Origin of the sequence: Streptomyces sp. NPDC047079 (assembly GCF_040643755.1) — a bacterium.
Lineage (GTDB): Bacteria > Actinomycetota > Actinomycetes > Streptomycetales > Streptomycetaceae > Streptomyces.
On record NZ_JBEYUZ010000053.1, the window covers coordinates 1 to 12,490 of the forward strand.

Genomic DNA, 12,490 nt, shown 5'->3' on the forward strand with positions numbered 1-12,490 from the left:
TGCACGGCGGCGGAGCTCAAGCGGGTAACGGGAAGGTCGTGCCATGACTCGATCCTTTCATGAAATCGAGTCTCTATTCGAACCGGGGCGGTTCAGACACAGGCTGCGCTGCTCGGTGATCCGATCGCGGTGTTGCCGACGGTGTTCCACCTGCTCTGGCTGGGACGGCTGACAGCGGATCTGTCGCACCCCCTGTCGGATGCCACGCTGGTGTCACGTGCGGAGACCCGGTGAGCGGGCACCCAGGGGCACGGGCAGCGTTGAGGGTCGGGGATCGGGTGCGCATGGACGACCGGCTGCACACGGTCGTGGGCCTGTCCGGGACGACCGTGCGGCTCCTCGACGAAGCCGGGTCGGCGAGCCTGGTGTTGCTGTCGCATCTACTGGTCTCGGAAGGCTTTGAGCTCATCGGCCAGGAAATTGTTCAGGGCCGCATGCCACCAATTCGCCCGATTCCTCGGCATCCCGCTGGAGCACCGCATGAGCCAGGTCCAGATCACCAACGCCGTCTGTGACCTGCTCGGCAAGCTCGGCACCACGCTCGTCCTGGTCGACGAGATCCACAACCTCGACCTGACGACCCGCCACGGAGCCGAGGCATCCGACCAGCTGAAGTACCTCTCGGAACGGATCGCGGCCACCTTCGTGCTTGCTGGTCTCGACGTCGAGACCAGCAGCCTGTTCCAAGGCACCCGCGGGCAACAGATCGCCGGCCGCTACACGGTCATCCCCTCTCGGCCCTTCGGCCCTTCGGCCCTTCGGCCACAAGAATCGCGCGGACAAGGAGCACTGGCAGGCCCTGGTGGCGACCATGGAGGACTCCCTGCGACTACACGCTCATCGCCCCGGCACCTTGGTCGCCATGACCGGTTACCTCCACGAACGCACCGGCGGGCTGATCGGCAGCCTTTCCCAGCTCATCCGCGAAGCCGCCGTCGATGCCATCGACGCCGGCACAGAAAAGATCACCAAGCGCATGCTTGACGAGATCGAGCTCGACCACGCCGTCCAGCAGTCCCAGCCTGATCACCGCCGCGCCAAGCGCACTCGCAGACCGAAGGCAGCCTGAGCAATGGAGCCGTGGGAAACCCCGGTCCGACTCCTGCCGATTCCTCTGCCACCGGTCCACGGGGAGGTCTTCGGCTGGTATCTGCACCGCCTCGCGGCCGCCAACCAAGTGACGGCGGGCCAACTGGCGAAAACCCTTACACCGTTCAAAAACGCGCAGGTCGGCAAGCGGACAGACACACTATGGCGCTGGACTCCGATGGTTCTGCCACGGCTGGCCATCCTGACGGGTCTTGCGCCCGAGACCCTCCGGATGCTGCTACCAGCGATCGCCAGGATTGAGGCGCGCACCGCTGGTGACGTCGTCCGCTACCGTCGGCGTCTCTACGTCGCCTGTTCACACTGCATGCATCGACGCGGGATCACCGGGCCCGTACTCGCCCACCGCCCCGCCGATCTCCAGCTCTGCCGCCGACACGGCATCTGAGCCGACGGCAATCGCCACTACCCCGTCGGCCACCTCCCAGAGCTCGTCACCGCTCAGCACCGCCACCGACGAATCGCCCGCCGCTTCCCCGACACCCTGGAAGCAGGAACGAAGGAAGCGCAGCACTTGGTCCGCTCCTGGCTCCTGAACAAGAACCAACCCCATCTGCTGTCACGCTGGAACGACCGCCTCGCCCGGCTCCCTCCCAAGGAAGCCGTCTACGGGAACATCATCAGGAGACGCGTCGACGAGCGTGAGTACATCGCCACCTACCCAGAGTTCGTCACGCTGCTCGGCATGGTGGCCGACCCTGCTTGGCGAGCACGACGGGCGCCTCGCCGATGGGCCAACCTCAGCCAGCACCGGCGCACCATCAACGCCGCCTACGTAGAGGCCGAGCACCGGCTGAACGTCCCCACCCTCCGCGAAAAGCTCCGATCCCACGCCTTCTCCAACGACGCCCTCTTTCGCTGGACCGACTCCCTGGGACGATCACTGATGCTGGTGACGACGCCGGACGACTACGACGCCCTACGGGATGAGTCCCACCAGAACTGAAAGACTCCAGGCCACAGACCCACCGTCCGACAGAACAAATGGGACCACCCCGGCTCGCCCACAAGCAGGCTCACCACCGTTCAGATCCACTGGGCCGCCCGGCTTCGGAACCGTCCCAGCAGAACTGACAAGGCCCAGCTCGGAGACACCTCATCCACTCAGATCTTTTGGGAACGGACACCCGCGACGCGGAACAGCGTCAGACGTCCGCCGTGGCACTCGCCGTGCGCTCGCCGCCGTGCGGGAGTGCCCGGACGAGGTACGGGTTCACCGCGGACCTGTCCGGCAGGCCCAGCGCGGCCGTGGCCTCCACCAGCGTCATCGCGTAGGTGTCGACGGCGCGGCGTACGTTCGGGGCCTCCAGGCTGTCGCCCGTCACCAGGCGGTCGAGGTCCACGTACGCGGAGCGGATGATCTCGATCCACCGGTAGACACGCCAGTCCTCCTGCCAGCCCTTCGTGCAGTCGTCCGGTAACCGGCGCGACCAGCGGCTCAGCAACCGCCGGCGGATGTCGGGGCGGGTGGGCGTCAGATGCATATGGCGGACCAGGTCGTAAAGCGGGTCCCCGATCATGGCCATCTCCCAGTCGATCAGGGTGAGGCCGCCGTCCGCACGGCGTACGAGGTTCCACGGGTTGAGGTCGCCGTGCAGGAGCACCGACCGGCGCGGCGCCAGGATGTGGCGGGTGAGGATCTCGGCCAGCCGGACACTGCCGGGGAGGCCCAGTTCCCGGGCGAGGTCCCTGGTGGCCTTGGGCAGCTCGCCGACCATGCGGACCAGCTCGGCCCGCAGCCAGGAGTAGAAGTCGACCCCCCTGAATATGGGGTCGACCTGGTCGCAGGGGACGGCCGTGAGTTCGGCGAGCTGGTCGACGAGGTCGTCCGCCTCGTGGGGCAGCAGCCCGTACGCGGGATGGGCGGGCGGGCGGATGCCGTCCGCGGGCCCCTCGTAGGTGTGGATGGTGAACTGCTCGCGCAGCCCGCTGGTGCCCAGGGCCAGTACCCGCGGGGCACGCACCCGGACCCCGGTCCGTTCGATCGCGCCCAGCACGACGTGCTCGTTGAGGAAGCGCCGCTCCAAGGGGTTCGACGACCCCGCCTTCCTGCGCACCATGACCGGGAAGCCGACACCCTCGACCCGCACGGCCGTGTTGAGGTGAGCCGTGCCCTTGAACACCCGGTCCGCCGACGCGGCCCCTTCCTCGAACAGTGCGCGGCTCACCGCCCAGAGGGGGAAGTCCGGGCGGATGGGTACCCGGCGGTCGCGCTGCCAGACGATCTGGGACAGGGTGCGCTCGCGGCTGGGCCTGACGCCGTGGGACTCGTTCCAGCGGAAGAGGATGCGCTCGATCTCCCGCTCGTCCGGCACGTGCTTCAGGCACAGCGGCTCCTCCGCCGCCAACAGCGCCCGGTGCACCGCCCGGGTCGCCGCGTCCAGGTCCCGCTGGTCGAAGGAGTCGCCGAGCGACTCGGCGGCGCGCATCACGTCCGGATAGACGGACTGGGCGCGCTCGAAGGCCAGATAGTGCCTCAGGTCCCGGTCGAGTCCGTGGACCGCCTTGCTGCGCCGCTCCCCCATGACCACGCTCCACGCCTCCACGACCTCGTCCCACTGGCGTTGGGGGTACTGCATGCGCACCAGATGGGTGGCGAGGTCGTGCAGGGGATCGCCGTACGTCGCCAGCTCCCAGTCGACGCAGATCAGCGGCGGATGGCCGTGGTAGGACACGATGACGTTGTCCCGGTGCAGGTCCGTGTGCAGCAGGCTGAAGGGGCGGCTGATGAGCGCGGGAACCCGTTCCGCGAAGCGGACCATGGCGTCCTCGGGAATGCCCAGCATCGCGAACAGACCGCCGAACTGGGCCCAGTTGCGCGCTCTGATCTGGTCCTCCGCCGCGAAGGCGAGGGCACGCAGAAAGGCCCTGCCGTCCCGGCTCGACCGCGGCCAGTACAGGGGCAGCGGCGGCAGGTGCCGTCGTCGTACCTGGGTCATGTCCGCGAGCAGGCCCGTCAGAGCGGTGATGACGCCGGAGTCCAGCGGGGTGCCGTTGGGGCAGATGCTCGAGAGGGACACGCCCTCCACGAAACTCAGGACGACGATGTCCTGGTGCCGGGCCAGACAGCGGGGAACGTGCGGCAGGACGCCCCGGATCGCGTTGAGGATCTCAGACTCGTCCTGCCAGGTCCTGATGACCACGGGCAGCGCCGACGGGATCCGCTGGCGCACCGTGACCGCCGCACCGTCGTCACAGGCCACCAGACGGCGGTCCCGCTCCGTCAGGGGCCTCACCATGTAGTTCAGGTTGTGATGGCCGCGGTCGAAGGAGCCCAGCGCCCGGGCGTAGCGCAGAAACCGTCCGTAGGCGTCGTCCGCCGGCCGCTCCGGAGCGCGGTGGTCAGGCACTGGCGGAACGCCCAACGGTGACTCCTGCATGACTGTGCGCCGCACTCGATGTTCATGCGCCGCGAACGAGGTGGGCACACCCTAGGGCATGGCAGGCCGTGCCGAGAGGCGGACTCGGCATCCGGCCACGGATCCGGGTGCCCTGGGCACTCGGAAGGGTCACCCGCCGCGCGGCCCGCGGAGGCGGGGACGCAGGTCAGGCCTCCTCCGCCAGGAGTGTCCAGCAGGAGTCGAACCACGCCTGCATGCTCTCCATGAACACGGAGCCCGGCGCGTCCGGGTCGCCCTCGTCGTTGACATGGCGGGTGAGGGTCGATCCCAGCCCCAGCACGTCCAGGGCTTCGACCTCCGTCGCGTCCTCCATGAGGATGGGCCGCTCCACCACCTCGTAGGGCCCGAACAAGGCCTCGGCCCCCCGGCGCAGATAGAGCTTGAAGGCCGGCGTCAGGGGCACATGGCGGATCTGCACGTCGGCGTACGGGACCAGGCCCTCCGTGCGCAGGTTGCGCAGGGCGGAGAGCAACGAGATCGTGTGCCGCTGCGTGATGGCCCGGAGCCTTTCCTGCACCTTCTGCTGCAACGCGCCGGTCCGTGCCGGTGCGCCTTCCCCGGCGCTCTCCGCCCTCGCCCGGGGGTAGGGCAGTTCGAGCGACTCGGAGGGCAGCAGCATGCGCAGTTCGATGCGTTCGGGCTGGACCTCTCCCAGCCGGATGCGCTCGGCCTGGAGCCGGACGTGGGCGTCCAGGCTCTCCGACGTGAGGGTGAACACGTCCAGCCGTACGGTCGGCTGGGCGAACGCGCGGGCGATGAAGGGGCCGAGGGCGGCTCGTACCCGGGGCGCCTGCTGAGGGGTGCCCGAGTGGATCGGGCTCTTCACCACACGGGAGCCGCTGCCCTGCCGCGACTCGATCCACCCCTCGTTCCTCAGCTCCCGCAGCACGCGCTGCACGGTGTCGCGCGAGACCGTGAACTCCTCGGCGAGTTCCCGCTGCGGAGGCAGCGTCGAGTAGAGCGCATACGTGCCGTCGGCCATGCGGGCGCGCAGCTTCTCGAGGACACGCTCGAACTCCTTGCCGCCTCCTTCGCCGCGTTCCGTGGTCACATCGCGACCGTACCTCTTCCGACTCACGGGCAAACCGCATCCCGTTCCTTTCACAGCCCAACTGGCCTGCTCGGGAAGACGAAAAGCTGCCCGGCGCTTAGGGATCTAGCCCACAGGGGACAACCAAAATACGGCAACCAGTCCAATTGGACGGGTAGTTGATCGGTCTTCCACAGGGGACGGGGTGGGCACATGGTGTACGCACAACTGGTCGGGGCGGCCCTGCAACTCTGGGCCACGGAGCTGGTTCAGCGGGAGACGGGACTTGCGGGCGTGCTGCTCCTGAGCCTGGCGGCGGTAGGCATACGGGCCCGCAAGACGGCACTGACCGGCTCGGCGGCCGCCCTCTTCTTCTTCGTCGTGCTGATGGCCCAGGCGTGATCGACACCGGGGTCAGGGCGCGGACGGGGCGCTCACCCCTCGCCAAGGCGCCCGAGCACCGCCATGACGTCCTCGTGGCTCGGCACGGGATCGAGCCCCAGCGGCTCCGCGCCGGCGACCAGCACCCGCCGTACCCGCGTGGCCTGTTGCGGAAGGAGGCGCTCGCCGAACTCCGGCCGGGCGTCGAGGGTCTGGGTCGCCCGGACGAGGTCGGTGAAGACCGACTGAGCGCGCTTTAAGTCGAGGAGCCTTGGGAGGTCCTCCTCCAAGCCCCTGGAACTCCCCGGCCTCTCCTCCTCCGCCACTTCGCGCCACCGGCTGACCATCAGGGCCGCCTGGGCGCTCGGGTAGCGCATCAGATGGAGGTGGGTGGCCAGGTCGTAGAGCGGGTCGCCGATCATGGCCAGCTCCCAGTCGATGGTCCACAGCCGGCCCTCGTCGTCGACGACGAAGTTCTCCCGGTGCAGGTCCGCGTGCAGCAGGCAGAAGGGCCGCTCGGTCAGGCCGGCGACATGCTTCCTCAGTCTTCTGAAGGAGTCGTCGTCGAGTCCGAGCGAGGCGAACAGACCGGGGAACCGCGGCAGGTTCTCCTGGTACACCCGCTCCTCGGCGAAGCAGATGAGGCGCTCCAGGAATCCGGCGGTGTCGCCGTCGTCAGGCCGGTCGTGCGGGGCGCATTGGCGCTCCACCGTGAGTCCCTCCGGCGCGATCCCCACCATATGGCGGAACAGACCCAGGATCTGCGCGGCGATGCCGTCCGGTATCGCCCGGCCGGACGCGTGGAGGGAGCCCAGCGTCCGCCCTTCCACGAACCTCTGCAACCGCATGCCGGCCACCTCGATGAGGTCCGGGATGCCCGGGATGCGGCCGTGCAGGGCGTGGAGCAGATCTTCCTCCGAGGCGAAGCACCGGCGGTCGAACCACAGCAGGTTGCTCCGCGGTTCCCGGACCTTGCCGCGCACCGGGGTCGAGCCCGCCGTGGGCCGGCCGACGACCGTGTCCGGCAACGGGATCACGTACGTCTCGTGGTGGTAGCCCGCGAGCGGGCCCTCGACGTACGCCAGTTCGCCGCTCATCTCAGCGGCCCGCTGACGGGCCTTCGAAGGTTTCGGTGACATGGCCCCTGTTTCCTTTTCGCCCACGCCGACGGGTGAAGGTCAGGCACGGTATCCCTGCTGCGAACGCGGGTTGACATGAAGCCGGAGTGTCGTGCCCGACACGGTGACGGCTTCAGGGCGCGCGGAACCAATCAGTCCAATTGGACGGGACGGTGGTACGTGGTGTTGTCAGGGCCGCTCGCGCACCGTCCGCAGTACCGGCTCGAGCGAGGTCACCACGCACTCGGCTCCCGCCTCCCGCAGTGCCTTCTCCTGGCGGCCGCTGCCCGCGTAGCCGAGGAACGGCACCCCGGCCCGGCGGGCCGCTTGGAGGTCGGAGGGCGTGTCGCCGATCATCAGGGCGGAGGACAGCGAGGCGCCCATCGCGCCGAGGGCACGGTTGAGGCAGTGCGGGTCCGGCTTCAGACGGTGCAGATCACGGGTGCGGCCATAGACATGGGGGGCGAAGCAGCCGGTCAGATCGCGGTCGTCGAGGTAGCTCACCGCGGTCCGCGCCGAGTTGTTCGTCGTGATGGCGAGCCTCGCCCCGCGGGCGGTCCAGGTCCGTATCAGCGGATCGGCGTATGCGGTGGGCCAGGCGGAGACCACCGCCTTGAGTTCCTGCCGGGTGAGCCGCTCCTCCAGCTCGGCCACCAGGTCGCTGCGTGGGCGCCGGCGGTTCACCGCGTACAGGACGACCATGGGATCCGGGTGGACGCGCTCCTCCTCTGTCAGCAGGCCCTGGAGTCCCTGTCCCTCCAGCCACTCGACCAGATCCTTCGCCACGCCCTCCGCCGAGTGCCCCGCGAACAGGCGGCAGATCGGACCGTCGAAATCGAAGAGCACACAACGCGCGGGTCCGATCAGTTCCCGCAACTGCCCGGTCTCTTTCTCGTTTTGATCAGTCTGTGTCGTATCAGAGGTCACTAGGAGAGTGTCAGGTCCGTGGTGATGGTTTCCCAGAGGGCGTCGAACCACTTCTGGGACTGTTCCACGAACGCGGCGTCCCGTGTCCCCGCCCGCTGCTCGAAGGAGAACAGGAGCGACTCGGCGCCCAGGGTGTCGTACATCTCCAGGGTCTCGCTCTCCACCTCCTCCTCCCGCCTGGTGAGCATGTAGTACGCGATCAGGGCCTCGGCCCCGTTGAGGAGGTAGAGCTTCACCGGTGGGGTGAAGGGCAGTGCGCGGAAGGTCACACGGACGTCGATGCGGTGCGTCGCGCGCAGGGCCAGGAGGTTGTGGCGCAGGACGTGCCCCTGGGCGTTCCGTTGCTCGAGCCAGCGCCTGTGGACCGGGTCCTCGTCGCCGGGGCTGTTGACGGAGATCGGGAACGCGAGGTTGATGTCCCGGGAGGGCAGGAGAATCCGCACGTCGATCGACTGGGGGCGGATCCGGCCCTCGTGGATCAGCCGCACCGGTTCGCCGAGGGCGAGCATCAGCGTCTCGGCGGTCAGGCAGGCCGCGTCGATGCGGACGTGCGAGGCCGCGAACGCCTCCGCGAGTCTCGGCGTCAGTCCGACCATCGTCGGCTGCGGCTGGTCGCTGACGAGCTGGGGTTCGGCGACCCGGGGCGGGCTGCCCTTGGTGACGTTGCTGAGCAGGCCGTCCTCGTGGAGGGCGCGCAGGGCCTGGCGGACCGCGCCCCGCTCCACCCCGAACTCCTGAGCCAGTTCGGCCTGGGTGGGCAGCCGGTCGCCCGCCTTCAGCTCGCCGGCGCGGATGCGGGCCCGCAGTGTGTCGGCGATCTCCTGGGGCGAGGACCTTCTGCTGCCGTTCACCGCGGCGTTCTCCTGGGTCACGACCAAACGTTACAACCTGGCCCTATCTACGGGGAGTTGTTTGACACTTGCTTGTCACTGGCGACCAACTGAGGGCGATTCCGTCAAGTTGGCAGTGAGATGAGCGAAGTTGGCGAAAACGGCTGTCTCCTCTCGCCCACCACCCGCAGCCCGTCATTCCCGCAGGATGCGCAGCACCGAGTCCAGTGAGCGCACGATCACCTCGGCGCCCACCTGGCGCAGGCGGCTCTCCTTGTCCTCGTTGCGCGCGTAGCCGAGGAACGGCACCCCGGCCAGTTCCGCGGCCTGGAGATCGGACGGGGCGTCCCCGATCATCAGGGTGTGCCCGGGGGCCGCTCCCATCGCCCGCAGGGCCCGGTTCAGGTGATACGGGTCCGGCTTGAGCCGGTGCAGTTCGTGCGTACGGCCGTAGATGTGCGGGGCGAAGCAGCCGAGAAGCCCCCGGCCCGCCAGGTACGCGGAAACGGAGCGCGCCGAGTTGTTGCTGGTGATCGCGAGCCGCGCGCCGAGCGCGGTCCAGGTGCGGACGAGGGGGTCGGCGTACGGGGTGGGCATGGCGCTGCGGACGGCCCTCAGCTCATGCCGGGTGAGCAGCTCCTCCAGCTCGGCCACGAGGTCGCTCCCCGGGTGCCGCCGGTCCACCGCGCGCAACGCCATCTGGGGGTCGGACTGTCCTTTCTCCGCCTCGGTCAGCGGCACGGGCAGCCCCTGCCCCTCCAGCCACTCCTCCAGTCTCCGGGCGACGTCCGTCGCGCTGTGGCCCGCGAACAGCCGGCAGATCGGCCCGTCGAAGTCGAAGAGCACGAAGCGTGCGCCCTCGACCAGCTCGCGCAGTCTCTCGGTCTCCGCTGTCACCGGTACGGTCCGCGTCATATCAGAGGTCACTAGGAGAGTGTCAGGTCCGTGGTGATCGTTTCCCAGAGGGCGTCGAACCACAGCCCTGACTGCTCCACGAACGTCGTGTCCCGCAAGCCGGCCCCTCGCGCGAAGGAGAACAGCATGGACTGCGTGCCCTGGGCGTCGTACACGTCCAGGTGCTCGTGATCGATCTCCTCGCCGCGGCGCGCCAGCGTGTAGTAGGCGAACAGCGCCTCCGACCCGTTGAGGAGATAGAGCTTGACGGGCGGGGTGAAGGGCAGCGCGCGGAAGGAGACGTGCACGTCGATGCCGTGGGTGCTGCGCAGCGCCAGCAGATTGTGCCGCAGGACATGGCCCTGCGCGTTGCGCTGCGCCAGCCAGCGGCTGTGCAGCCGGTCATCGTCCGGGCCTTCGACCGGGGTGGGGAACGCCAGGTCGATCCGGCCGCTCGGCAGCAGCACACGCACATCGACTCTGGCCGGTTTTATGCGCCCCGCGTGAATCTCGCGCAACGGCTCGCCCATCGCGAGCGTGAGCGACACCGAGGTCAGACACAGGGCGTCGATCTCCACGTGCGGTGCGGCGAACGCGGCGGATATCCGCGGGGCGAGCGCCACCGTCGTGGGCTGCGGCGGGGCCCCGGGCCCGGTCGGTGCCTGGCCCGCATGCGACGCCACGGTCGCCGGGCTTCCCTTGGAGACATTGGTGAGCAGATGCTCCGACTGCAGGATGCGCAGTGCCTGGCGTACGGCTCCCCGCTCCACTCCGAACTCGTCCGCCAGCTTGGCCTGGGTGGGCATGCGCTGGCCCGGTCGCAGCACCCCGGATCTGATACGGCTGCGCAGTTCGTCGGCCACGTCGCGGTGGGATCTCTGTGGCCGTTGTGACCTAGTCCGCCCGTTGACGGCGGTGTGTTCCGCCTCCACGGCCAAACAGTACAACTTCACGCCATCTTTGGGCAGTTCGGCGAAGGGTGGTTATGAGACGACCCCAAATGGAGATAACTAAGGGGGAGTTGGTCGCCAACTTCGGCAGAAGTTGAGCAAGCTTGAGCGTTCTTGAACGACATGGTCACACTTCGGAAAGGTTGGTCACCGTGTCCTCGTGACGCTGCTGACCGGGCTTCCTTCCGGAGGGGAGCCGGGAGCCCGGTCGGTCCGCACCGTCAGCACCACCGCAATCAGAGTCACATGCACCATCACAACCGAACAGCCGCAAGGCACGCACCACCGCACAGCTACGGATGCGCAGCAGCACGGCACGGCAGCCACCACCGCACGGAAGGAGCGCCATCCGGGGAGCCCGCGAAGCGGCTCAGAAGATGTCCGGGCACCACGGCCGCCTGGACGTCCGCAGCAGGGCGTCGGCCACGGAGGCGGCGCCCTTTTGCTGTTCCCGTAGGCGCCCGAGCGCCGCGAGCCGCACGGCGGACTCGTCGCCCAGCCACAAGGTGGCCAACCCGCCCACCGGCAGCGTCAGCTGGGGGTCCCGGTCGGTGGGCGTGCACTGCGCACCGTCCGGTCCGGCCTCCAGCCGGTAGCGGCCGCCGGCCAGACCGGCCTCGTCCACGACCTCCAGGACGAGCGTGCCGGCGGTGTCGTACGTCCGTGCCTCCAGGGCCCGTACGACGTCCAGGATCCGCACCCACAGCCAGTCCGCATGCATGACGAGGCGGGCGGCTCGCGGGTCGGGCAGGAGGTGCGGCAGCAGGTCGTCCGGGGCGCGGTGGCCCGTCCGTACCGTCGTGACCAGGTCGAGCGAGCAGAGGTAGTGCCACAGGGCGCGCTCGGCGGCCGGCGCCGTGGCGATGAGGCTCTTGACGGTCACCTCGGTGCAGGGCCGCTTGTCGTCCCCCCACCGGTTCTCGCACACGTAGGTGGCCAGGCCCTCGACCTCGCCGGAGGGCCCGCGGTAGACGGCGTGGAACGGCTCGGTCCAGGGCCGGGCGTCCATACGGATCGCACCCGTGGTGACCCGCCACCAGCGCTCGGGGCGGCTGACGGCACCGGCCTGACCGCGGCGCAGGCGCTCATGCAGTGCGGGGCCCAGCGTGCGGACGTCGGCGCCGTCGACGAGGTCGATGCGGCCACCGTCGTCCAGGACGGGGCGGTGGCGGTCGAGGCCGGTGCGGGGCACGTCGACGGCCCACTGGGCGGTGTGGGTGGCGGGGCCGAAACCGAAACGGCCGTAGATCGGGTACTCGGCGGCGATGAGCGTGGCGACGACGTCACCGCGCTCCTTCGCCGCGGCGAGGTCGAGGGCCATCATGCGGCTCAGGAGGCCACGGCGGCGGTGGGTGGCCGTCACCGTGACGTTGGTGATCGCGTCGGCGGGGACTGGGGTGCCGCCGACCGCGGTCAGCTCCTGGGGGAAGGAGCGGAAGGTCGCGACGATTGGGGTCCCCTCGCTCGAGCGGAGCCGGGAGCGGGAGACGCCGTCGTCGAAGGCGCCGAGGGTGCGCGAGGGGACGAGGTGCGTGGCGAGGTCCGCGACATCGTGGTCCGACATCCCCGGGGGAAGGAGGAAGCCGGTGGTGAGGGCGCGGCTCCACTCCTTGGTCTCGAACTCGGTGATGGCTCGTACGTCGATGTCCTCAGTGCCGCTCATGCGCACACGCTAGGGCGGGGCGGCCGGGGTGTCGTGTGAATTTACGGCTGGTCCGGGGCTGCCCGCGGCCGGGCCCGGTCGTCCGGCGACGAGGACTAGTAGGACTCCGTTACGTCTGCCTCTCGGTCCTGTTTGGGGGCATGTTGAAGGTATGGACGCACATGAAGTGAACCGTGCTCGGGCGAAGTT

The 12,490-nt window shown here is 69.1% G+C and carries 14 protein-coding genes and 1 pseudogene; 6 read left to right on the top strand and 9 right to left on the bottom strand.

Going from position 1 to position 12,490, the window contains the following annotated elements; translation table 11 throughout:
* The first annotated feature begins 284 nt into the window (after positions 1 to 284).
* The 4 genes and pseudogenes from ABZ823_RS30430 (at position 285) to ABZ823_RS30445 (ending at position 1,495) form a co-directional block, all read left to right on the top strand.
* Positions 285 to 515: a hypothetical protein gene (locus ABZ823_RS30430; RefSeq protein WP_361666064.1), complete on the top strand. Its 231-nt coding sequence runs from the start codon at positions 285 to 287 to the stop codon at positions 513 to 515.
* Positions 481 to 669 (top strand): annotated as a pseudogene (locus ABZ823_RS30435) (TniB family NTP-binding protein); the annotation flags it as partial. The gene ABZ823_RS30430 and the pseudogene ABZ823_RS30435, both read left to right, overlap by 35 nt.
* A gap of 193 nt (positions 670 to 862) precedes the next feature.
* Positions 863 to 1,069 carry a hypothetical protein gene (locus ABZ823_RS30440; RefSeq protein ID WP_361666076.1) on the top strand — a complete coding sequence of 69 codons (207 nt, stop codon included), beginning with the start codon at positions 863 to 865 and terminating at the stop codon, positions 1,067 to 1,069.
* A 3-nt stretch (positions 1,070 to 1,072) separates the two neighbouring features.
* Positions 1,073 to 1,495 carry a TniQ family protein gene (locus tag ABZ823_RS30445; RefSeq protein WP_361666065.1) on the top strand — a complete coding sequence of 141 codons (423 nt, stop codon included), beginning with the start codon at positions 1,073 to 1,075 and terminating at the stop codon, positions 1,493 to 1,495.
* Here the strand turns inward: ABZ823_RS30445 and ABZ823_RS30450 are convergent.
* The gene (locus ABZ823_RS30450) at positions 1,406 to 1,621 is read right to left on the bottom strand and encodes a hypothetical protein (protein WP_361666077.1); all 216 of its coding nucleotides are present in this window, start codon (positions 1,619 to 1,621) and stop codon (positions 1,406 to 1,408) included. The genes ABZ823_RS30445 and ABZ823_RS30450 overlap by 90 nt on opposite strands.
* On the opposite strand from ABZ823_RS30450, the gene ABZ823_RS30455 reads away from it, so the two are divergent.
* The gene (locus ABZ823_RS30455; RefSeq protein WP_361666066.1) at positions 1,622 to 2,053 is read left to right on the top strand and encodes a hypothetical protein; all 432 of its coding nucleotides are present in this window, start codon (positions 1,622 to 1,624) and stop codon (positions 2,051 to 2,053) included. It begins immediately after the preceding gene.
* A 199-nt stretch (positions 2,054 to 2,252) separates the two neighbouring features.
* On the opposite strand, the gene ABZ823_RS30460 is transcribed toward ABZ823_RS30455, so the two are convergent.
* A complete protein-coding gene (locus ABZ823_RS30460) occupies positions 2,253 to 4,346 on the bottom strand; it encodes an aminoglycoside phosphotransferase family protein (RefSeq protein ID WP_361666074.1) in 2,094 nt (697 codons plus the stop codon).
* Between the two features lie 307 nt (positions 4,347 to 4,653).
* Positions 4,654 to 5,559, bottom strand: coding sequence for a GntR family transcriptional regulator (locus ABZ823_RS30465; protein ID WP_361666067.1), 906 nt, complete (start codon positions 5,557 to 5,559; stop codon positions 4,654 to 4,656).
* A gap of 192 nt (positions 5,560 to 5,751) precedes the next feature.
* Here ABZ823_RS30465 and ABZ823_RS30470 point away from each other — a divergent pair, with 192 nt between their 5' ends.
* Positions 5,752 to 5,940, top strand: a complete 189-nt coding sequence (locus ABZ823_RS30470) for a hypothetical protein (RefSeq protein WP_361666068.1) — start codon at positions 5,752 to 5,754, stop codon at positions 5,938 to 5,940.
* A gap of 32 nt (positions 5,941 to 5,972) precedes the next feature.
* On the opposite strand, the gene ABZ823_RS30475 is transcribed toward ABZ823_RS30470, so the two are convergent.
* The 6 genes from ABZ823_RS30475 to ABZ823_RS30500 form a co-directional block, all read right to left on the bottom strand.
* Positions 5,973 to 7,058, bottom strand: coding sequence for a phosphotransferase (locus tag ABZ823_RS30475; protein WP_361666069.1), 1,086 nt, complete (start codon positions 7,056 to 7,058; stop codon positions 5,973 to 5,975).
* Between the two features lie 168 nt (positions 7,059 to 7,226).
* Positions 7,227 to 8,015 (bottom strand): HAD-IA family hydrolase, encoded by a 789-nt coding sequence (locus ABZ823_RS30480; protein ID WP_361666070.1) that lies wholly within the window; start codon positions 8,013 to 8,015, stop codon positions 7,227 to 7,229.
* Positions 7,964 to 8,842 (bottom strand): GntR family transcriptional regulator, encoded by an 879-nt coding sequence (locus ABZ823_RS30485; RefSeq protein ID WP_361666071.1) that lies wholly within the window; start codon positions 8,840 to 8,842, stop codon positions 7,964 to 7,966. The genes ABZ823_RS30480 and ABZ823_RS30485 overlap by 52 nt, the downstream gene beginning before the upstream one ends.
* A gap of 147 nt (positions 8,843 to 8,989) precedes the next feature.
* A complete protein-coding gene (locus ABZ823_RS30490) occupies positions 8,990 to 9,772 on the bottom strand; it encodes an HAD family hydrolase (protein WP_361666072.1) in 783 nt (260 codons plus the stop codon).
* Entirely contained in the window at positions 9,721 to 10,626 is a 906-nt protein-coding gene (locus tag ABZ823_RS30495) for a winged helix-turn-helix domain-containing protein (protein ID WP_361666075.1), read from the bottom strand. Before ABZ823_RS30495 ends, ABZ823_RS30490 begins: the two co-directional genes overlap by 52 nt.
* Positions 10,627 to 11,008: 382 nt before the next feature.
* Positions 11,009 to 12,301 (bottom strand): GNAT family N-acetyltransferase, encoded by a 1,293-nt coding sequence (locus ABZ823_RS30500; RefSeq protein ID WP_361666073.1) that lies wholly within the window; start codon positions 12,299 to 12,301, stop codon positions 11,009 to 11,011.
* Positions 12,302 to 12,490: the final 189 nt, after the last annotated feature.

Bases quoted from the DNA above. Each gene is read 5' to 3' on its own strand.
- ABZ823_RS30430 (WP_361666064.1), top strand. From the start codon at position 285: ATGGACGACCGGCTGCACACGGTCGTGGGCCTGTCCGGGACGACCGTG.
- ABZ823_RS30440 (WP_361666076.1), top strand. From the start codon at position 863: ATGACCGGTTACCTCCACGAACGCACCGGCGGGCTGATCGGCAGCCTT.
- ABZ823_RS30445 (WP_361666065.1), top strand. From the start codon at position 1,073: ATGGAGCCGTGGGAAACCCCGGTCCGACTCCTGCCGATTCCTCTGCCA.
- ABZ823_RS30460 (WP_361666074.1), bottom strand. From the start codon at position 4,346: ATGGTGAGGCCCCTGACGGAGCGGGACCGCCGTCTGGTGGCCTGTGAC.
- ABZ823_RS30470 (WP_361666068.1), top strand. From the start codon at position 5,752: ATGGTGTACGCACAACTGGTCGGGGCGGCCCTGCAACTCTGGGCCACG.
- ABZ823_RS30475 (WP_361666069.1), bottom strand. From the start codon at position 7,058: ATGTCACCGAAACCTTCGAAGGCCCGTCAGCGGGCCGCTGAGATGAGC.
- ABZ823_RS30500 (WP_361666073.1), bottom strand. From the start codon at position 12,301: ATGAGCGGCACTGAGGACATCGACGTACGAGCCATCACCGAGTTCGAG.